Source organism: Streptomyces sp. NPDC003697 (assembly GCF_053587115.1).
Genome location: NZ_JBSFNN010000030.1, coordinates 25,035 through 45,085, shown reverse-complemented (window position 1 = coordinate 45,085; position 20,051 = coordinate 25,035). Strand labels below are relative to the sequence as shown.

18 protein-coding genes are annotated in these 20,051 nt (G+C 73.2%); 13 read left to right on the top strand and 5 right to left on the bottom strand.

Annotated features, from left to right (window positions below; translation table 11 throughout):
• Positions 1 to 311 precede the first annotated feature (311 nt).
• On the top strand, positions 312 to 1,139 hold the full coding sequence (locus ACWDNY_RS14960) for a serine hydrolase domain-containing protein (protein WP_451646155.1): 828 nt from the start codon (positions 312 to 314) through the stop codon (positions 1,137 to 1,139).
• A 203-nt stretch (positions 1,140 to 1,342) separates the two neighbouring features.
• Here the strand turns inward: ACWDNY_RS14960 and ACWDNY_RS14955 are convergent, their stop codons facing one another.
• Positions 1,343 to 2,029, bottom strand: a complete 687-nt coding sequence (locus ACWDNY_RS14955) for a pirin family protein (RefSeq protein ID WP_451646182.1) — start codon at positions 2,027 to 2,029, stop codon at positions 1,343 to 1,345.
• Between the two features lie 86 nt (positions 2,030 to 2,115).
• Here ACWDNY_RS14955 and fasR point away from each other — a divergent pair, with 86 nt between their 5' ends.
• From fasR to fabF, 5 genes are all read left to right on the top strand, one after another.
• Entirely contained in the window at positions 2,116 to 3,321 is a 1,206-nt protein-coding gene (gene fasR, locus ACWDNY_RS14950; protein WP_451646154.1) for a fatty acid biosynthesis transcriptional regulator FasR, read from the top strand.
• An 89-nt stretch (positions 3,322 to 3,410) separates the two neighbouring features.
• Positions 3,411 to 4,328: an ACP S-malonyltransferase gene (locus tag ACWDNY_RS14945; RefSeq protein ID WP_451646181.1), complete on the top strand. Its 918-nt coding sequence runs from the start codon at positions 3,411 to 3,413 to the stop codon at positions 4,326 to 4,328.
• A 23-nt stretch (positions 4,329 to 4,351) separates the two neighbouring features.
• Complete coding sequence (locus ACWDNY_RS14940; protein WP_451646153.1) at positions 4,352 to 5,383, top strand: beta-ketoacyl-ACP synthase 3; 1,032 nt, start codon at positions 4,352 to 4,354, stop codon at positions 5,381 to 5,383.
• Positions 5,384 to 5,482: 99 nt separating this feature from the next.
• Positions 5,483 to 5,731 carry an acyl carrier protein gene (locus tag ACWDNY_RS14935; RefSeq protein WP_030341284.1) on the top strand — a complete coding sequence of 83 codons (249 nt, stop codon included), beginning with the start codon at positions 5,483 to 5,485 and terminating at the stop codon, positions 5,729 to 5,731.
• Positions 5,732 to 5,854: 123 nt separating this feature from the next.
• Complete coding sequence (gene fabF / locus ACWDNY_RS14930) at positions 5,855 to 7,126, top strand: beta-ketoacyl-ACP synthase II (RefSeq protein WP_451646152.1); 1,272 nt, start codon at positions 5,855 to 5,857, stop codon at positions 7,124 to 7,126.
• Between the two features lie 427 nt (positions 7,127 to 7,553).
• Here fabF and ACWDNY_RS14925 read toward each other — a convergent pair whose 3' ends face one another.
• The gene (locus ACWDNY_RS14925; RefSeq protein WP_451646151.1) at positions 7,554 to 8,048 is read right to left on the bottom strand and encodes a DUF3145 domain-containing protein; all 495 of its coding nucleotides are present in this window, start codon (positions 8,046 to 8,048) and stop codon (positions 7,554 to 7,556) included.
• A gap of 255 nt (positions 8,049 to 8,303) precedes the next feature.
• Here ACWDNY_RS14925 and ACWDNY_RS14920 point away from each other — a divergent pair, with 255 nt between their 5' ends.
• Positions 8,304 to 9,206 carry an SGNH/GDSL hydrolase family protein gene (locus tag ACWDNY_RS14920; RefSeq protein ID WP_451646150.1) on the top strand — a complete coding sequence of 301 codons (903 nt, stop codon included), beginning with the start codon at positions 8,304 to 8,306 and terminating at the stop codon, positions 9,204 to 9,206.
• Positions 9,207 to 9,692: 486 nt separating this feature from the next.
• Here the strand turns inward: ACWDNY_RS14920 and ACWDNY_RS14915 are convergent, their stop codons facing one another.
• Entirely contained in the window at positions 9,693 to 10,484 is a 792-nt protein-coding gene (locus tag ACWDNY_RS14915; RefSeq protein ID WP_451646149.1) for an EI24 domain-containing protein, read from the bottom strand.
• A 331-nt stretch (positions 10,485 to 10,815) separates the two neighbouring features.
• On the opposite strand from ACWDNY_RS14915, the gene ACWDNY_RS14910 reads away from it, so the two are divergent.
• A complete protein-coding gene (locus ACWDNY_RS14910) occupies positions 10,816 to 11,967 on the top strand; it encodes a serine hydrolase domain-containing protein (RefSeq protein WP_451646148.1) in 1,152 nt (383 codons plus the stop codon).
• Between the two features lie 303 nt (positions 11,968 to 12,270).
• On the opposite strand, the gene ACWDNY_RS14905 is transcribed toward ACWDNY_RS14910, so the two are convergent.
• Positions 12,271 to 13,293 (bottom strand): NADP-dependent oxidoreductase, encoded by a 1,023-nt coding sequence (locus tag ACWDNY_RS14905; protein WP_451646147.1) that lies wholly within the window; start codon positions 13,291 to 13,293, stop codon positions 12,271 to 12,273.
• 102 nt (positions 13,294 to 13,395) lie between these two features.
• Between ACWDNY_RS14905 and ACWDNY_RS14900 the strand changes: the two genes are divergently transcribed.
• Positions 13,396 to 13,833, top strand: a complete 438-nt coding sequence (locus ACWDNY_RS14900) for a MarR family winged helix-turn-helix transcriptional regulator (protein ID WP_451646146.1) — start codon at positions 13,396 to 13,398, stop codon at positions 13,831 to 13,833.
• 174 nt (positions 13,834 to 14,007) lie between these two features.
• Here the strand turns inward: ACWDNY_RS14900 and ACWDNY_RS14895 are convergent, their stop codons facing one another.
• Entirely contained in the window at positions 14,008 to 15,324 is a 1,317-nt protein-coding gene (locus ACWDNY_RS14895) for an SCO2400 family protein (RefSeq protein ID WP_451646145.1), read from the bottom strand.
• Between the two features lie 202 nt (positions 15,325 to 15,526).
• On the opposite strand from ACWDNY_RS14895, the gene ACWDNY_RS14890 reads away from it, so the two are divergent.
• The 4 genes from ACWDNY_RS14890 to chvE all read left to right on the top strand — a co-directional run bounded on the left by ACWDNY_RS14890 (position 15,527) and on the right by chvE (position 20,048).
• Positions 15,527 to 16,684 (top strand): mandelate racemase/muconate lactonizing enzyme family protein, encoded by a 1,158-nt coding sequence (locus ACWDNY_RS14890; protein WP_451646144.1) that lies wholly within the window; start codon positions 15,527 to 15,529, stop codon positions 16,682 to 16,684.
• The gene (locus ACWDNY_RS14885; protein ID WP_451646143.1) at positions 16,681 to 17,685 is read left to right on the top strand and encodes a zinc-dependent alcohol dehydrogenase; all 1,005 of its coding nucleotides are present in this window, start codon (positions 16,681 to 16,683) and stop codon (positions 17,683 to 17,685) included. The genes ACWDNY_RS14890 and ACWDNY_RS14885 overlap by 4 nt, the downstream gene beginning before the upstream one ends.
• 132 nt (positions 17,686 to 17,817) lie before the next feature.
• On the top strand, positions 17,818 to 18,786 hold the full coding sequence (locus ACWDNY_RS14880; RefSeq protein WP_451646142.1) for a hypothetical protein: 969 nt from the start codon (positions 17,818 to 17,820) through the stop codon (positions 18,784 to 18,786).
• Positions 18,787 to 18,938: 152 nt separating this feature from the next.
• Entirely contained in the window at positions 18,939 to 20,048 is a 1,110-nt protein-coding gene (gene chvE, locus ACWDNY_RS14875; protein ID WP_451646141.1) for a multiple monosaccharide ABC transporter substrate-binding protein, read from the top strand.
• The last annotated feature ends 3 nt before the right edge of the window (positions 20,049 to 20,051 follow it).

Genomic DNA, 20,051 nt, shown 5'->3' with positions numbered 1-20,051 from the left:
CGGGGCTCCCGCGGCGGGGCTCGGACGGCGGCCCGGAGGGCCTCGGGCCGCGCGGTCCGGCGTGCGGGCCGGGGGCGCCGGTGCGGCGCCTCCGGCCGGTGCGGGGAACGACCCCTGGATGCGGTGCCGGTCCCGTGCGCGGACCGGGCCCTCGGTGCGGTGCGGATGCCGTTCCGTGCGCGGACCGGTCCCGCCGTGCCGGGTGGGCATCCCGCGCGCGGACCGGTCCCGCCCCGTGCCGGGTGGGCGTCCCGGGCGGGGAGTGACCCCTCGGTGCGGGGTGCGCGACCGGAGCGCTTAGATTCGTAGCCATGTCCTTGCAGAGCCTGGCGCTGATCGAGAACTGGCCCGTCCCCACCGCCGCCGCGGCGGTCGTCCGCGCGGACGGCACCGTGCTCGGCTCGCACGGCCCGGCCGGCCGGCGCTTCCCGCTGGCCTCCGTCACCAAGCCGCTGGCGGCCTACGCGGTCCTCGTCGCCTACGAGGAGGGCGCGATCGAGCTCGACGAGCCGGCCGGCCCGCCCGGGTCGACAGTCCGTCATCTGCTCGCCCACACCTCGGGACTGGCCTTCGACGAGCACCGGGTCACGGCACCGCCCGGTGAGCGGCGCCTGTACTCCAACGCCGGCTTCGAGCAGCTCGGGGACCATGTCGCCAAGGCGACGGACATCCCCTTCGCCGAGTATCTGCGCCAGGCCGTGCTCCAGCCGCTGGACATGACGGCCACGACGCTGGAGGGCCCCGGCTCCCCGGCGAAGGACGGGGTGTCGACGGTGGAGGACCTGGCGCGGTTCGCGGCGGAGGTGCAGGCGCCCCGGCTGCTGGACCCGCGGACGGTCGCCGAGGCGATGACGGTGCAGTACCCGGGCACGAAGGGGGTGCTGCCGGGGTACGGGCACCAGAACCCCAACGACTGGGGGCTCGGGTTCGAGATCCGGGACGGGAAGGCTCCGCACTGGACGGGGGCGTCGTCGTCGCCGCGCACGTTCGGGCACTTCGGGCAGTCGGGGACGTTCCTGTGGGTCGATCCGGACGCGGGGGTGGCGTGTGTGGCCCTCGCGGACCGGGCGTTCGGGTCGTGGGCGGTGGAGGTGTGGCCGGCGTTCACCGACGCGGTGCTCGCGGAGGTGCGGGGCTGAGGTTCTCGGGGCGACTGCTCGGGTGGCCCTTTTTCTCGCCCCCGCCGCCCCTACCCGTCCCGTACCCGGGGGCTGCGCCCCGGACCCCCCGTTCGGCCTGAACGGGCTCGTCCTCAAACGCCGGACGGGCTGGTGGGCATGCCCGGTCCCGGCTGAAACGCCGGACGGGCTGGTGGGGATGGTCGGCCTCTGCGAACGCCGGCTCAACCGACGGGCGGTTCCGCAAGGTCGGCGGCAGGGTGCGGCATTTCCCACACCAGGAGTTCCGCCGCCGTCACCCCCACCGCCTCCGTGCCCTTCGCGTCCGTGATGCGGGCAGCGTCGCCCGGGCCCAGTCGTTCGCCGTTCAGGCGGACCTCGCCTCGTACGACGTGGACGTACACGCAGACCGCGTCCGGGAGTGCCGTGTGCTCGCCCGGCGACAGGCGGAAGAGGTGGAGGGCCGCGCCCGCCCGGGGCACCGCGTACGGCGTGGAGCCGGCGAGGTCGGGGACCACCTCGTAGGACGGGTCGCCGCCGGGCTCCCTGGGGGCCAGCCACATCTGCACGAAGGTGAGCGGGACCGTGCCGTCGTTGCGCTCGACGTGGCGCACGCCCGCCGCCGCGCTCAGGTGCTGCACGCCGCCGGGGCGGACCACCGTCGCGTGGCCCGCCGAGTCCCGGTGCGTCAGCTCGCCCTCGACCACCCACGTGACGATCTCGGTGTGGCTGTGCGGGTGTTCGCCGAAGCCGGCGCCGGGGGCGAGGCGCTCCTCGTTGCAGGCGATCAGCGCGCCGAAGCGGAGGTTGCCGGGGTCGTAGTGCGGACCGAAGGAGAAGGCGTGCCGGGACTCGATCCCGGCGTCCGGATCACCGCCCCGGTAGCGCTCGTCGGCGCGCCGTACATCCATCACGAGGACCACCGTAGCCCCCGGCCGCCGGCCCGGGCCCTGACCCCCGGCACGCCCCGGAGTCCGGATAAGGCAGTCTTGTCCCCGTGCCCGAACCAGAGACCCGCACCCACGAACCCGCCGCGCACGGCCTCCATCCGCACTCCGCGACCCTGAAGCGGCTGGAGAAGTCCTCCGGATCGCTCGCCGCCCAGGCCATCGCGCGCATGGACGAGACGCTGCCGTGGTACCGGGCCATGCCCCCGGAGAACAGGTCCTGGATCGGGCTGGTGGCGCAGGCGGGCATCGCCGCCTTCACCGAGTGGTTCCGGCGTCCGGACACGCCCCAGGCCATCTCCACGGACGTCTTCGGCACCGCGCCCCGCGAGCTGACCCGGGCCATCACGCTGCGGCAGACCGTGGAGATGGTCCGCACCACGATCGAGGTGATGGAGTCCGCCATCGACGAGGTGGCGGCCCCCGGGGACGAGTCGGTGCTCAGGGAGGCGCTGCTGGTCTACGCCCGCGAGATCGCCTTCGCCACCGCCCAGGTGTACGCCCAGGCCGCCGAGGCACGCGGTGCCTGGGACGCCCGCCTGGAGTCACTCGTCGTCAACGCCGTCCTCAGCGGCGAGGCGGACGAGGGGTCGGTCTCGCGCGCCGCCGCCCTCGGCTGGAACTCGCCCGAGCACGTGTGCGTGGTGCTCGGCACCGCTCCCGACGGCGACTCGGAGCTGACGGTCGACGCGATCCGGCGGGCGGCCCGGCACGCCAAGCTGCAGGTGCTGACCGGGGTGCTCGGCGACCGGCTCGTCGTCATCGCCGGCGGCAGCGACAATCCGCTCGCCGTCGCCAAATCGCTCATCGGCCCGTTCGCCGCGGGACCGGTCGTCGCCGGGCCGGTGGTGCCGGATCTGCTGGCGGCGACCCGGTCCGCGCAGGCCGCGGCCGCCGGGCTGAAGGCGTGTTTCGCCTGGCAGGACGCCCCGCGGCCGGTGCTGGCGGACGACCTGCTGCCGGAGCGCGCGATCGCCGGTGATCCAAGCGCCCGCGAGCAGTTGGTGGAGGAGATCTACAGACCGCTGGAGGAGGCCGGAAGCGCTCTCCTGGAGACCTTGAGTGTCTATCTGGAACAGGCCAGCAGCCTGGAGGGCGCGGCGCGGATGCTCTTCGTTCACCCGAACACCGTGCGCTACCGGCTCCGACGTGTGACTGACGTCACCGGATGGTCACCGTCCGATGTACGATCCGCGTTCACGCTGCGGATCGCGCTGATCCTGGGGCGTCTGGCCGACGGAGATCCTCAGGCCTAGGCTTTTGTCGGGGGTCCACAAAACCCCCTTGCGTTCTTCGTCCCTGTCCTCACGGGCGGCCATGGCCGCCCCCAAGAGAGAGTGTGAGAGTGCTCGTACTCGTCGCTCCCGGCCAGGGCGCCCAGACGCCCGGCTTCCTGACCCCCTGGCTCGAACTGCCCGGCGCCGCCGACCGCGTCGCGGCCTGGTCGGACGCCATCGGACTGGACCTCGCCCACTACGGCACCCAGGCCGACGCGGACGCGATCCGCGACACCGCGGTCGCCCAGCCGCTGCTCGTCGCCGCCGGGATCCTCTCGGCCGCGGCACTCGGTGACACGAACCCGGACGCCGTCGCGGGCCACAGCGTCGGGGAGATCACCGCCGCCGCCTTCGCGGGCGTCCTCGACGAGACCGCGGCGCTGACCCTGGTCCGCAGGCGTGGCCTGGCGATGGCCGAGGCCGCCGCGATCACCGAGACCGGCATGTCGGCCCTCCTGGGCGGTGACCCCGAGGTCAGCGTCGCGCACCTGGAGAAGCTGGGCCTGACCCCGGCGAACGTCAACGGCGCGGGCCAGATCGTGGCCGCCGGCACCATGGCGGAGCTCGCCGCGCTGAACGAGGACAAGCCCGAGGGCGTGCGCAAGGTCGTCGCGCTGAAGGTGGCCGGCGCCTTCCACACGCACCACATGGCCCCCGCGGTGGAGAAGCTGGCCGAGGCCGCCAAGCGCGTCTCCCCCACCGACCCGAAGGTCTCCTACGTCTCCAACAAGGACGGTGCCGTGGTCACCAGCGGCGCGGAGGTGGTCGAGCGGCTGGTCGGCCAGGTGGCCAACCCGGTCCGCTGGGACCTGTGCATGGAGACCTTCAAGGAGCTCGGCGTCACCGCGCTGGTCGAGGTCTGCCCCGGCGGCACGCTCACCGGTCTCGCCAAGCGCGCGCTGCCGGGCGTCAAGACGCTGGCGCTGAAGACCCCCGACGACCTCGACGCGGCCCGCGCGCTGATCGCCGAGCACACCAACGCCTGACGCCCTAAGGAGCCGAACCGGTCATGTCGAAGATCAAGCCGAGCAAGGGCGCCCCGTACGCGCGCATCATCGGCGTGGGCGGCTACCGCCCGACGCGGGTCGTACCGAACGAGGTGATCCTCGAGACGATCGACTCCTCCGACGAGTGGATCCGGTCGCGCTCCGGCATCGAGACCCGGCACTGGGCGTCGCCGGAGGAGACGGTCGCGGCGATGTCCGTCGAGGCCTCCGGCAAGGCGATCGCCGACGCCGGCATCGACGCCACGCAGATCGGCGCCGTGGTCGTCTCCACCGTCTCGCACTTCAGCCAGACGCCGGCCATCGCCACGGAGATCGCCGACACGCTGGGCACGAACAAGGCGGCGGCCTTCGACATCTCGGCGGGCTGCGCCGGCTTCGGCTACGGGCTCACCCTCGCCAAGGGCATGATCGTCGAGGGGTCCGCGGAGTACGTCCTGGTCATCGGCGTCGAGCGGCTGAGCGACCTGACCGATCTGAAGGACCGGGCCACGGCCTTCCTGTTCGGGGACGGCGCGGGCGCGGTCGTGGTCGGCCCGTCGCAGGAGCCCGCGATCGGCCCGACCGTGTGGGGCTCCGAGGGCGACAAGGCCCAAACGATCAAGCAGACCGTGTCCTGGGACCGCTTCAGGACCGGCGACGTGTCCGAGCTCCCCCTGGACAGCGAGGGCAATGTCAAGTTCCCTGCGATCACGCAGGAGGGCCAGGCGGTGTTCCGCTGGGCCGTGTTCGAGATGGCGAAGGTCGCCCAGCAGGCGCTGGCCGCGGCCGGGATCAGCCCGGACGACCTGGACGTCTTCATTCCGCACCAGGCCAACGTGCGGATCATCGACTCGATGGTGAAGACGCTGAAACTGCCGGAGCACGTCACGGTCGCCCGTGACATCCGCACCACCGGCAACACCTCGGCCGCCTCGATTCCGCTCGCGATGGAGCGGCTCCTGGCGACCGGCGAGGCGAAGAGCGGCGACACCGCGCTCGTCATCGGCTTCGGGGCGGGTCTCGTCTACGCCGCGACGGTCGTTACCCTCCCCTAGGCACTCCGTGCCGGATCATGCATCCGGTACGGGCACCGCACCGACCTGCCGCTGCCGCGGCGGGCGCCACACCTCTGGAATCTACGAAGGAGCGCCGACATGGCCGCCACTCAGGAAGAGATCGTCGCCGGTCTCGCGGAGATCGTGAACGAGATCGCCGGGATCCCGGTCGAGGACGTCCAGCTGGACAAGTCCTTCACCGACGACCTGGACGTCGACTCGCTGTCCATGGTCGAGGTCGTCGTCGCCGCCGAAGAGCGCTTCGACGTCAAGATCCCGGACGAGGACGTCAAGAACCTCAAGACGGTCGGCGACGCCACCGACTACATCCTCAAGCACCAGGCCTGATCGGCCGATCACCTGGGCCGTGACTCAAGGGCCCGGCCAGTCCGGCCGGGATCCTGGGCCCGCTGCCCCGCCACCCGGCGGTGGCGCCGCTGAATCCTCGCATCCGTTGGAGAAAGAATTCCCGTGAGCTCGACCAATCGCACCGTGGTCGTCACCGGTATCGGCGCAACCACACCGCTGGGTGGCGACGTGGCCTCCACCTGGGAGGGCCTGGTCGCCGGACGTTCCGGCGTCACGCCCCTCACCAAGGAGTGGGCCGCCGAGCAGGCCGTCCGCATCGCCGCGCAGATCGCCGTGGAGCCCACCGAGGTCATCCCGCGGCCGCAGGCGCGCCGCCTGGACCGCTCCGCGCAGTTCGCCCTGATCGCCGCTCAGGAGGCCTGGCAGGACGCCGGGTTCACCGGCAGGGCCGGCGAGGACGGAAACGTCGACCCGGACCGGCTGGGTGCCGTCATCGCGTCGGGCATCGGCGGTGTGACGACCCTGCTCGACCAGTACGACGTGCTCAAGGAGAAGGGCGTCCGCCGCGTCTCCCCGCACACCGTGCCCATGCTCATGCCGAACGGCCCGTCGGCCAACGTGGGTCTGGCCGTGGGCGCCCGCGCCGGCGTGCACACCCCGGTCTCCGCCTGCGCGTCGGGCGCCGAGGCCATCGGCTACGCCATCGAGATGATCCGCACCGGCCGTGCCGACGTGGTCGTCGCCGGCGGCACGGAGGCGGCGATCCACCCGCTGCCCATCGCCGCGTTCGGCAACATGATGGCGATGTCCAAGAACAACGAGAACCCCGAGGGCGCCTCGCGTCCCTACGACGTCGACCGCGACGGCTTCGTCCTCGGCGAGGGCGCCGGCGTCGTCGTCCTGGAGTCCGCCGAGCACGCCGCCAAGCGCGGTGCCCGCGTCTACGCGGAGGCGGTCGGCCAGGGCATCTCCGCCGACAGCCACGACATCGTGCAGCCGGAGCCCGAGGGCCGCGGCATCTCGCAGGCCCTGCAGAACCTGCTGGACCGCAACGACCTGGACCCGGCCGAGATCGTGCACGTCAACGCGCACGCCACCTCGACGCCGGCCGGTGACATCGCGGAACTGAAGGCGCTGCGCAAGGTGTTCGGCGACGACGCCGACCACATGGCGGTCTCCGCGACGAAGTCGATGACCGGTCACCTGCTCGGCGGTGCGGGCGGTGTGGAGTCCGTGGCGACCGTGCTGGCGCTGTACCACCGGATCGCCCCGCCGACCATCAACGTCGAGAACATCGACCCGGAGGCCGAGGCCAACGCCGACATCGTCCGCGGCGAGGCGCGCAAGCTGCCCGTCGAGGGACGCATCGCCGCGCTGAACGACTCGTTCGGCTTCGGCGGGCACAACGTGGTGCTGGCGTTCCGCACGGTCTGACCGGCGGCCAACAGTCGCGGAGAGGGTCCCCACCGGCTGGTGGGGACCCTCTCCGCATGCGGTGGCCCCCCGGGGTGCTCCGGGTGGCCGGTGGGCCCGCCAGGTCGCGGGGCGGACGCGGCTCGGACGCGGCAGCTCGCCCGGCGCGGACGACGACGGCAGGTCCCGCCTCACCGCGCGGAGTGGGGCGCCCGCACGAGCGGGCGGCTGCTTGGACCGCCCCCGCCGCAGCCGGCTCGGCGGGTCCTGTCCGCCGCGAGCAGGCGGCGCAGGCCCGCCGCGAGCGGAGAGGCCGGTGCTGCTCGCCACGAGGGCAGGGGGGAGCGCAGGGGCGGGTCTCATGCGCGGTGAGCGGTGGGGGTCAGGGCTCGTCCGCCGCCGGGAGGGCGGCTCGTGTCGCGTCGGCCGTGAGCGGGCTGAGGGTCGTTCAGACGACCTGGTGCAGCCAGCGCACCGGGGCGCCCTCGCCCGCGTAGCGGAAGGGTTCGAGCTCGTCGTCCCAGGGCTTGCCGAGCAGCTTGGCGAGTTCGGCCTCCAAGTCGGTCTCGCCGCGCTGGGAGCGGACCAGGGCGGCGCGCAGCCGGTCCTCGGGGATCAGGATGTCGCCGTGGATGCCGGTGACGGCGTGGAAGATGCCGAGCTCCGGGGTGCAGCTGTAGCGCTCGCCCTCGGCGGTGGGGCACGGTTCGGCGGTCACCTCGAAGCGCAGCAGGTGCCAGCCGCGCAGCGCGGAGGCGAGCTTGGAGGCGGTGCCGGCCTGGCCCTGCCAGGAGAACTCCGCCCGCCAGGTGCCGGGCGCGGCGGGCTGCCGGATCCAGTCGAGGCTGACGCGCGTGCCGAGCACCCCGGCGATGGCCCACTCGACGTGCGGGCACAGCGCGCGCGGCGCGGAGTGCACGTACAGAACTCCACGTGTCGTCACCGGGACCTCCGGGCAGAGCGGGACATGGGTGCGGGCTGGCGGACGGCTGTGGCGCTGGGACCACGTGATGGCGAGGCTATCGTGAGACGGCGCAAGGAGTGTGACGTACCGTCGGTCCCAGTGCCGAGAAACGCCCGCCATTCACCCAGGGGGACGCTTGTGCGGGCATGCGGCGCCCTCCGGGCCGGGCCGGGAACCTCCGCGCGTTGTCATGGAGGGAAGAGCACCTCACGACGACCGAGGGGATCAGCGGCGATGCGGAAGGGAAGCCGGCGGGTGCGGACCGCCGTGGCGGTCGTGGCGGCGTCCGTCCTGGCCACCGCGGGCTGTGACGCCTTCGGCCACGGCGGCCCCGGGTCCCGGGAGCCCCGCGCCGGCGGCGCGTCCCGGCCCTCCCCGAGCCCGTCGCCGGTGTGGGACCGCAGTCCGGAGTCGATCGCCGCGGTCGGCGACTCCATCACGCGCGGCTTCGACGCGTGCGCGGTGCTGTCCGACTGTCCCGAGGCCTCCTGGGCGACGGGCAGCGACAGCGGGGTGGACAGCCTGGCCCTGCGGCTGCTGGGCGCCGACGGGGCGGCCCGGCGCAGCTGGAACTACGCGGTGACCGGCGCCCGGATGGCCGACCTGACGGCCCAGGTGGCCCGGGCGGTGGCGAAGCGGCCGCAGCTGGTGACGGTGATGGTGGGCGCCAACGACGCCTGCCGCACCTCCGCCTCCGCGATGACACCGGTGGCGGACTTCCGCAGGCAGTTCCAGGAGGCGATGACCAGGCTGCGCCGGGCGCTGCCGAGGACCCAGGTGTACGTCTCCAGCGTGCCGAACCTGATGCGGCTGTGGTCGGAGGGCCGGACCAACCCGCTGGGCAGGCAGGTGTGGCGGCTGGGCATCTGCCCGTCGATGCTGGGCGAGGCGGAGGCGCTCGACGCGGCGGCGACCACGCGGCGCCAGGCGGTGCAGGCCCGGGTGGAGGCGTACAACGGGGTGCTGAAGGAGGTCTGCGTGAAGGACCGCCGGTGCCGCTTCGACAACAACGCCGTGTTCGAGTACCGCTTCGGCACCGAGCAGCTCAGCCACTGGGACTGGTTCCACCCGAGCAGGGACGGCCAGGCGCGGCTGGCGGAGATCGCCTACCGGACGGTGACGGCGAGAACTCCGTGACACGGTGGCCCAGTGCCGCGACAGGCGATGTTCGTCCCGTCGCGACGCCCTCTCGCCGCACCGGCCGGAAGCCCAAGTACATCCGGACTTCCCCGGCACCGAGCTGCGTCCGGGCGAGGTGTTCCGCTCGGAGACGGTGTACGGCTTCTCGGTGCGCTGAGCGTTCTCCGTCCCGGCGCGCCGGCCGGTGACACCACGAGCCCCGGTCCGGGCGTCAGGACCCGGGCCGGGGCTTTCGTGGGATTCTCGTCCCGGATCAGACGTTAATCGCCGCGGTGGCGCGGCGCGGGGTGATCGGGCGGATCGGGCCGACCTCGTACGAACCCTTCACATCGGCGGCGCGAGTCCGTCTCGTCCGGACCCGGGTGCCGCCTGTGGGCCGAACCGGGGTGCCGCCGGGGTCAGCGGTTCGCGGGCCCGGGCCGGGTCGTTCAGCGGCCGGACCCGCGCCGGGCCGGGCGCGTCAGCGGTGTGCGGGGCCGGGTGTCACCGGTCGGCCCGCTCCTTGCCGAGGTCGACAGCGGCGCCGCCCGGCTCCTCGCCGAGCAGGTCGCGGGCCAGCAGGGTCGCGCCCGCGACCGCGCCGGGCATGAGGAAGACCGCCACGAACGGCACCAGGAACGCCAGGCCCAGCGGTGTGCCGAAGCCCCACACGAGCGTCTTGCGGGAACGCAGGAGGGTGAGGCGCTCGCGCAGTTCGACCCCGCGTCGCTGGAGGGCCACGGCGGTGAGTTCCTCGGCGAGGAAGAAACCGGTCACGAAGAAACCGATCACCGGGACGACCGTCTGGCCGACGACCGGCAGGAAGCCGAGAGCGAAGAGGAGGACGCCCCACAGCGCGGCCCGGACCAGGATGCGGAGGCTGTCGCGGGCGGATGTCCACAGCTCTCGCCAGAGCGGGAGCCCCGATTCCGGGGCGGTGCCGTCCGGGGACACGTCGCGGTCGACACGCTCGGAGAGGCTCTCGTAGAAGGGCTGGCCGACCAGCAGGGTGACCGCGGTGAAGGTGAGGACGGCCAGGAGCAGGCCGAGGGTGAACAGGACGGCGGTGAGGAACCCGCGGAAGAGCCCGGCCCACGGGCCCGCCCAGTCGTCGGCGAACGGCGTGGCCCAGGTGACGGCGTCCTCGCCCCACAGGCCGAGCGCGGTGAGCGCCGCCGCGTAGAGGACGAGGGTGATCAGACCGGGCAGCAGGCCGATGCCGTAGTGCCTGCCGTGCCGGGCCATCCACCGCTGGCCCTTGAGGAGATAGCCGAAACCCGCCCCGAGATCGCGCATGGGGGAACTGTACCCAGCGGGTCCCACCCGACTCGGGGCGGCCGGGCCCGCGGCCCCCCGGTGCGTCCGCCCCGCGCGACGGAGGACCGTGCGCGTACGGGGGCACCCGGGTGACCGGCAACGCGGCGGGGTGCCGGGGCCGGGGCGATTGAGTCGAACGGGTGCTCCTCGCCGTACCGAACCGGGGGACCTTCGGTGGAGGTCTCGTTCAGTGGTGCCGACGCAGCCGCCGAACGTGCCGCTGGCGCGGTACGGGTGGGCACGGCCGCACCCGGCAGCGCCGGCCCGGGCGCCCAGCCCCAGCGAGCAGCGGCCGAGTTGAGGAGAGCGGATGACCCAGGAGATCCACGGCACCGTCGCCGACGGCTTCGAGCCGGTGCGCGAGGAGTTCGCCGCGTTCGTGGCCGGTGAACGGCCCGACTACGAGGGACAGTTGTGCGCGTACGTGCACGGGAGGCGGGTCGTCGACCTGTGGGCCGGGCCGGAGAACGGCGGCGGCGCGCTGTACGGGGTGTACTCGTCGGCCAAGGGCGCGGCCCATCTCGTCGTCGCGCTGCTCGTGCAGGACGGCACGCTGGAGCTGGACCGCAAGGTGACCTACTACTGGCCGGAGTTCGCGGCCGAGGGCAAGGGCTCGGTGACCCTGCGGGACCTGCTGGCGCACCGGGCGGGCGTGGTGGGCACCGACACCGGGTTCACCCTGGCCGAGCTGGCCGACGACCGGGCGATGGCCGAACGCCTGGCCGACCAGCGGCCGTTCTGGCGTCCGGGCACCGCCTTCGGCCACCACGCCCTCGTCATCGGCGCGCTCGCAGGTGAGATCGTCCGCCGGGCCACCGGCCGGACGCTGCAGGAGCTGCACGAGGAGCGGGTGCGCGCGCCCTACGGACTGGACTTCTTCCTCGGTCTGCCCGCCGCCGAGGAACCCCGCTTCCGCACCGCGCAGCCGATGGCGCCCACGCCCGAGCAGCGGGCACTCCTCGACGCGCTGCCCGACGGGCCGCACAGTCTCGCCGGCATCGCCTTCAACCGCCACGCGGCCGAGCCGACCGACCTCCAGACGCTGCCCAACGAGCCCGTGATCCGCGCCGGGGGCCCGGCGTCGGTGGGCGCGGTCGCCTCGGCGCGCGGGCTCGCGGGGCTGTACGCGGCGGCGATCAGCGAGGTCGGCGGGAAGGCGCCGCTGCTGAAGCCGGACACGGTGGCGGAGTTCGGGCAGTTGCACTCCGCCGGGTACGACCTGGTGACCCGGGGCCACGCGTCGTACACCCTGGGCTTCCAGGCGACCGCCGACACCTGGCACCCGTTCCTGGGCGCGGGGGCGTTCGGGCACAGCGGCGCCGGCGGCTCCCAGGCGTTCGCCGACCCGCGCAGCGGCCTGGCCTACGGCTACACACGGCGCCGGTTCGCCTTCCCCGGCGGGGCGGCCCCGGAGAACGACCGGCTGGTGCGGGCGGTGCACACGGCCGCACGGGCGGCCTGAACGGGGCCGGGGCGAGCCCACCCGGCCGACACCCGAGCGCCGCCGGGTCCGGCCGGCCGCACGCCCGCCGGCGGGAACTCCGCGCGGGAAGAAGGCGGGGCCGCACCCCACGTCCAAGGGTGCGGCCCCCGCAGTACGCAACGAGCGTCGTCGGGCCGCGTCACGGTGATGTTGCCGGAAGTGGCTGTTCCGCCGGGGCGCGCCCGGTCCCGGCACCGGGGCACCGTCGCCGGGACCGGAATACCGGGACACCCGGACACCCGGGAGTCGACGGCAGCCCCTGCGAGCCCGTGGGCGCCCCGGTCAGACCTTGACGATCATCTTTCCGGTGTTGTCGCCGCGCAGGACCCCGAGGAACGCGTCCAGCGTGTTCTCCACGCCCTCGACGACCGTCTCGCGGTACTTCAGCTCCCCGGAGCGCACCCAGGGGCCGACCTCCTGCACGAACTGCGGCTGAAGGTCGTAGTGGTCGCCCACGAGGAAGCCCTCGATCCGGCCGCGGGTCTGGATCAGCCGGGCCAGGTTCCTGGGGCCGGGGGCGGGCTCGGTGGCGTTGTAGACCGAGATCATGCCGCAGACGGCGATCCGGCCGCCCTCGTTCAGAGAGCCGATGGCCGCCTCGAGGTGGTCGCCGCCGACGTTGTCGAAGTAGACGTCGACGCCGTCGGGGGCGGCCGCGCGCAGCTGCTCGCCCACGGGGCCGTTCTTGTAGTTGAAGGCGGCGTCGAAGCCGTACTCCTCGACGAGCAGCTTGACCTTCTCGTCGGAACCGGCCGAGCCGATCACGCGCGAGGCGCCCTTGAGCCTGGCGATCTGGCCGACCTGGCTGCCCACGGCGCCGGCCGCGCCGGACACGAAGACGACGTCGCCCTCCTTGAAGGATGCGGTCCGCAGCAGGCCCGCGTAGGCGGTGAGGCCGGTCATGCCCAGCACGCCGAGGTATGCCGACAGGGGAGCGGCCTCCGGGTCGACCTTGACGGCGTGCTGGGCGTCCACGGCGGCGTACTCGCGCCAGCCGCCGAAGTGCAGGACGTGGTCGCCGACGGCGATGCCCTCGGCGTTGGAGGCCACGACCTCACCGACCGCGCCGCCCTGCATCGGCTTGTCCAGCTCGTACGGCGCCACGTACGACTTCGCGGCGCTCATCCTGCCACGCATATAGGGGTCCACCGAGAGGTACTCGTTGCGGACGAGGACCTGGCCGTCACCGGGCTGCGGAAGCTCCGACTCGACGAGGGCGAAGTCCTCCGGCTTGGGCCAGCCGACCGGGCGGCTGAGCAGGTGCCATGCGCGGTTGACGGCGGGAGGAGTGGGGCTGTCGGACATGGTGTGCGCCTTTCCTGCGGGGGACGGCGGTTACTTCAGTATCTGAAACAACGATGCCTCTGAATATTTCAGGTTGTCAAATAAAGGGGTAGGCTGGAGACCATGGCCACTCCGCACAGGACCCGTCGCCCCGACGCGCTGACCCTCGAGGTCGTCGAACTCATCGGGGACGTCGTGGTCCGGTTCCACGAGGACTACGAGGAAGCCGCCGCGGCGCACGCGCTGACCGGAGCGCAGGCGCGCCTGCTCAGCCTGCTGTCCCTGGAGCCGCTGCCCATGCGGAGGCTGGCGCAGCGCCTGAAGTGCGAACCGTCGAACGTCACCGGGATCGTCGACCGGCTGGAGTCCCGGGGGCTGGTGGAGCGGCGGCCGGATCCCGCGGACCGCCGGGTGAAGGTGGCGGCCGCCACCGAGGAGGGCCGGCGGGTGGCCCGTGAGCTGCGCGAGGGCCTGCGCTTCGCCCGCGAGCCGCTGGCAGGGCTGTCCGACGAGGAACGGCAGGCCCTGCGCGGTCTGCTGCGGCGGATGCTGGACGCCTGACCGCGCGCCGCGGGGCGCACCGCGGCGCGCGGTCCACCGACCTGGCCGGCGTGGCCAGGGCCTGTCCGTCCGGCGTTCAGGCCGAGGCCGCGGGGTCCGGGTAGGCCCGTCCGCGGTGTTGTCGTCGGTCGCCGGCGCTCCGCGTCCACGCGTGGCGCGCCGCCGGGTGCACCGTCAGGTGCACCACCACAGGAAACGGTTGCAGTGCTTGGTGGGGCTCGGTGTCGGCTCGGGCGACGCCGGGGGCGGCGGAGCGCTCGTCGGCTCAGGTGGCGGCGGTGGCGCGGGGTCCGACGTGACCGGGGCGCCGCCGGTGCCAGGTCCGGCGCTCGGCGTCTCCGGGGCCTGGGGTGTCCCGCTCTCCTGCGCGTCCTCGTCGGTCTTGTCGTCCTGCGCGGACTCCGACGCCGACGGGGAGGAGGACGCGTCCGGAGAGGCCGTGCCCGTGCCGGCGTCCCTGCCGGGCCCGGCACCGGGGGCCGCCGACGACTGCTCCTCGTCCTTCCCGGAGGGGGCCGAGCGGCCGTCCGCCGGGTCGTCCTCGGCCGCGGCCGGGTTCGGGCTGGAGAAGACCGGCGCGTCCATGCCGAGCTCGGCGAGGCTCAGCCCGCCCGCGGCGAGCACGAAGCCGGCGGTGATCAGCAGGAGCCTGCGTCTGCGCCGGCGGTGGGCCGCGGCCTTCCGGTCGCGGCGGCTCCCCGCCGCGCCGTCCGTGCCGTCGGTGTCCTGCGCATCCCCCTCGGCCCCGCCACGTCTGCGCGGCGACCCGCGCCGGGCGGCCCGCCCCCGCGGTTCGCCGGGCTGGTCGTCGGAGCCGCCGTCCCCGGAACCACTCCCCCGGCCGCCGTCGCCGGGGTCACCGTCCCCGCCGTCCCGGGGACCGCTGCCGGCCGGGTCGTGACCGCCGGGGTTCTGGGCCCGGTCCTGGCGGGCGCGGCCTTCGTGGTTTTCGGGACCCGCGTCGCCGGGGTGACCTTCGTGGCTGCCGGGACCGGCGTGCACGGCGTGTCCGGCATGACCGTCGCCGCCGGGGCCGGCCGGGCCGACGTGGCCTTCCTGGCTGCCGGCGCCCGCCTGGCCGGCGTACTGCCCGTATCCCTCGGCGCCCCCGGGACCGCCGTACTCCCCCTGCGGCCCGGGAACCGCGTGGCCGGCGTACCCCCCGTCCGGCCCGAGGCCCGCATGGCCGGTGTACCCCGCCTGCTGCCCGGCGCCCGCATCGCCGGCGTACGCCCCCTGCTGCCCGATTCCCGCGTGGCCCGCGTACGCCCCGTGTGCCTCGTACCCGCCCTGCGGCTGCGGCGCGTAGACCCCGTGCGGCTCGTACGCCCCCTGGGCCTGGTGACCGGCGAACGGCTGCGCCGGGACGCCGGCGCCCTGGAGCGGGTCCGCCTCCCGCGCGTACGCGGGCAGCGCTTCGGCTGGTGTGCCGCACCCCGGGCAGGCGAGGGCGCCGTTGAGGTGCCGTCGGCACGGGTGGCAGTAGTCCATGACGCGGGAAGACTAAGTTCCGCCCGGGCAGCGTTCCTAGGGGGTCCGGTGAAGGTTCTGTGGGGAATCGAGGAAACGCCCGAAGAGTCGGCCGAAACCGTTACGCGTCCGACCCATTGACACCCCCGGCGCGCCGTCCCTAATGTCACGCCAGCATTTCGAACGTGTGACGAAATATCGAACAGGCGGAGGGGCAACTGCCGTGCGCATCACCGGAATCAGCACGCACGTGGTCGGGACGCCGTGGCGCAACCTGACGTACGTACAGGTGCACACCGACGAGGGCATCACGGGAGTCGGGGAGACCCGGATGCTGGGCCACACCGACGCACTGATCGGCTACCTGCGGGAGGCCGAGGCCAACCACGTCGCCGGGTCGGACCCGTTCGCCGTGGAGGACCTCGTCCGCCGGATGAAGTACGGCGACTACGGCCGCGCGGGCGAGATCGTCATGTCCGGCATCGCGGTCGTCGAGATGGCCTGCTGGGACATCAAGGGCAAGGCCCTCGGTGTGCCGGTGTGGCAGCTCCTGGGCGGCAGGGTCACCGACCGGGTCAAGGCGTACGCCAACGGCTGGTACACCACCGAGCGGAGCCCGGAGGCCTACCACAAGGCCGCGCAGGAGGTCGTCGCGCGGGGTTACCGGGCCCTGAAGATCGACCCCTTCGGCACCGGCCACTTCGAACTCGACCACGAGCAGACCCTGTACTCCGTCTCCCTCATCGAGGCCGTCCGGGACGCCATCGGCCCGGACACCGAGCTGATGCTGGAGATGCACGGCCGCTTCTCCCCCGCCACCGCCGTCCGGCTGGCCAGGGAGCTGGCCCCGTACCAGCCGGCCTGGCTGGAGGAGCCGGTCCCGCCGGAGAACCTCAAGGCGCTGAAGAAGGTGGCCGAGAAGGTGGACCTGCCGGTCGCCACCGGTGAGCGCATCCACGACCGGATCGAGTTCCGCGAGCTGTTCGAGAACCAGGCCGCGGACATCCTCCAGCCCGACGTCGGCCACATCGGCGGCATCTGGGAGACCCGGAAGCTGGCCGCGACCGCCGAGACGCACTACATGCTCGTCGCCCCGCACAACGTCGGCGGCTCGGTGCTGACGGCCGCCAGCCTCCAGGTCGGCTTCACCTCCCCCAACTTCAAGATCCTGGAGCACTTCAACGACTTCGCCGACGCGGAGATCAAGAAGGTCGTCAAGGGCGCGCCGCAGGTCGTCGACGGCTACTTCCACCTCTCCGACGCCCCCGGCCTGGGCGTGGAGCTGGACACCGACGCGGCCGCCGAGTTCCCGCAGCAGCAGGCGCGGTTCGACCTGTGGGCCGAGGGCTGGGAGCAACGCAGGCCGAAGGGCACCCGATGAGCGGGGCCGTCCTGATCGAGGCACCGGGCGCCCACCGCCTGGTCCCGCACGAGCCGCGCGAGCCCGGACCCGGCGAGGCGCTGGTCGCCGTGCACGCGGTGGGGATCTGCGGCAGCGACCGCGAGGTCTACCAGGGCAACCGGCCGCGGGGGTACGTCCGTTACCCCCTGGTCCCGGGTCACGAGTGGTCGGGGACGGTCCGGGCGGTCGGTGCCGGGGTGCCCGCCGGTCTGGCCGGCCGGAAGGTCGTCGGGGAGGGCTTCCGCAACTGCCAGGTGTGCGACCGCTGCCACGCGGGGGAGACCACCCTGTGCGGCGCCGGGTACGAGGAGACCGGGTTCACCCAGCCCGGCGCGATGGCCGGCACGCTGACCCTGCCGGCCCGGCTCCTGCACGTCCTGCCGGACGACGCCGACCTGACAGCCGCCGCCCTGCTGGAGCCCGCCGCCTGCGTCGCGGCCGCCGCGCTCAAGGTGAACGCGCGGCCGGGCGAGCGCGTCGCGGTCGTCGGCACCGGCACGCTCGGCATGCTCGCCGTGCAGTTCCTCCGGGCCGTCTCCCCGGCCGGTCTGCTCGTCGTCGGCACCCGGCGCGACCGGGAGGCGCTGTCCCGGCGGTTCGGTGCCACCGACTTCCGCACCGTGGGCCGGCCCCTCCCCGACGACGTCGACGTCGTGATCGAGGCCGCCGGGTCCGCGTCCGCCGCGCGCACCTCCGCCGCCCTGCTCCGGCGCGGCGGACGGCTGGTCCTCACGGGCATCCCGGCGCCGGGCGCGGACGGGCTCGACCCCACCGACCTGGTGGTCCGTCAGCTGGAGGTGCACACCGTCTTCGGCGCGCCACCGGACGCCTGGGCGCACACGGTGCGGGTGTTCGCGGCCGGACTGCTCGATCCGCTGCCGCTGGTCACCCACGAGCTGCCGCTCGCCGAGTTCTCCCGGGCCATGGCCCTGGTCGGGGCGGACGACCCCGCGGTCGGCAAGGTGCTGCTCCGCCCCTGAACGACGCCCGGCCGCAGGTCCGGTGCGGCACGGCCCGAGGGCCGCACCTCGCACCCCGCACGCAAGGTCCCGCACCGGCGCACACCCCGAGCCGCGAACCTTGTCCGAAACTTCGAACACGAAGGACAGCTAGTGACCCACGCTTCCGCCACGGCGGCCCGCAGGCCCGGTGAGCAGGCGCTCGCCGCACTGGGCCTGGGCGCCCCCGCCCTCGACCCCGCCGACGCCTCGCCCCACGCCTTCCCGGGCGGCGGCCACTGGCGCACCGAGATCCCCTCGTGCGAGGGCCCCGAGGCGCTGGCGGCGGTGCTCGAGGAGGCCGCACGGCTCGACGTGCCGATCCACCGGATCAGCCAGGGCAGCGGCGTGTGGATGCTGACCGACGCCGAGATCACCGAGATGGTCGCGGCCACCGGTGAACACGCCATCGAGCTGTGCCTGTTCACCGGTCCGCGCGGCACCTGGGACATCGGCGGCTCGGTGCGCTCCGACTCGCGCGGCGCGGGTCTGAGGGCCCGGGGCCACGACGCGGTCGCCGGCTGCGTCGAGGACGCCGTCCGGGCGACCGAACTGGGCGTCAGGTGCCTGCTCGTCGCCGACGAGGGCGTGCTGTGGACACTGCACCGGGCGCGCGGGGCGGGCCTCATCCCGGCCGACACCACCTTGAAGGTGTCGGCGCTGATCGGCCCGGTGAATCCGGCGTCGTTCGCGGTCTACGAGCGTCTGGGCGCCGACTCGGTCAACGTGCCCAGCGACCTGACGCTGGATCACCTCACCGAGATCCGGCGGGTTTCGGCCGCGCCCATGGACATGTACATCGAGGCGCCCGACGATCTCGGCGGTTACGTACGGATGTACGAGGTCGCCGAGCTGATCCGGCGCGGCGCACCGCTCTACCTCAAGTTCGGCCTGTCCAAGGCCCCCGGCATCTACCCGTACGGGCACCACCTGCGGGAGCTGACCCTGGCCACCGCCAGGGAGCGGGTCCGGCGCGGCCGGCTCGCCCTGGACCTGCTCGCGCGCCACGGAGCGGACGGTGACATGGCGCCGCTCGGGTCCCGGCTGCCGGGGGAGCTGAAGCGTTTCGCGCTCCCGTCATAACGTTCCGGAAACTCGGCTTCACAGAAGCCCACACAGCCGCGCACAATCCCACACACCTTCTCTCGCTCTCACGTCCGGCACCACATCCCAGCGACTGCGCACCTCCCGAACTCCAGACCGAGCCCCGCACTCACACGTCAAGGATGATGATCATGCGTAACCGCAGAGCTGCCCTCGCCGCCACGGCCGCGGCCGCCTCCCTCGCCCTCACCCTGACCGCCTGCGGCCAGAACGGCGAGGGCGGCAGCAAGGTGGACGACAAGGGCGCCCAGGGCGCGACCATCGGCATCGCGATGCCGACGAAGTCCTCCGAGCGCTGGATCGCCGACGGCGACAACGTGAAGAAGGACCTGGAGTCCAAGGGCTACAAGACCAAGCTGGTCTACGGCGAGGACGACCCCGACCAGCAGGTCTCGCAGGTCGAGAACCTGATCACGCAGGGCGTCAAGGCGCTGATCATCGCCGCCATCGACAACAAGTCCCTGAACAACGTGCTGCAGCAGGCCAAGGACGCCGGTATCCCGGTGATCTCCTACGACCGCCTGATCCTGGGCACGCGGAACGTGGACTACTACGCGTCCTTCGACAACGAGAAGGTCGGCGAGCTGCAGGGCACCTACATCGTCGACAAGCTCGGCCTGAAGGCCCGCAAGAAGGGCCCGTTCAACATCGAGCTGTTCGCCGGCTCCAACGACGACAACAACACCCGCTACTTCTTCCAGGGCGCGATGAAGGTCCTGCAGCCCTACATCGACGGCAAGCAGCTCGTCGTCCGCTCGGGCCAGACCCGGCTCAACCAGGTCACCACCCTGCGCTGGGACGGCGGCACCGCCCAGAAGCGCATGGACGACATCCTGACCTCGTCCTACAAGTCCACCCGCGTCGACGCGGTCCTCTCGCCGTACGACGGCATCTCCATCGGCATCCTCTCGGCGCTGAAGTCGGACGACTACGGCTCCAAGGCCAAGCCGCTGCCGGTCGTCACCGGCCAGGACGCCGAGGTCGCCTCGGTGAAGTCGATCATCGCCGGCGAGCAGTCGATGACCGTCTACAAGGACACCCGCGAACTCGCCAAGGTGGCCTCGAACATGGTGGACGCCGTGCTGGACGGCAAGAAGCCCGAGGTCAACGACACCAAGACCTACGACAACGGTGCGAAGGTCGTGCCCGCCTACCTGCTCACGCCGGTCGCCGTCGACAAGGGCAACTACCGGAAGGCCGTCGTCGACTCCGGCTACATCAAGGAAAGCGACCTCAAGTAACCG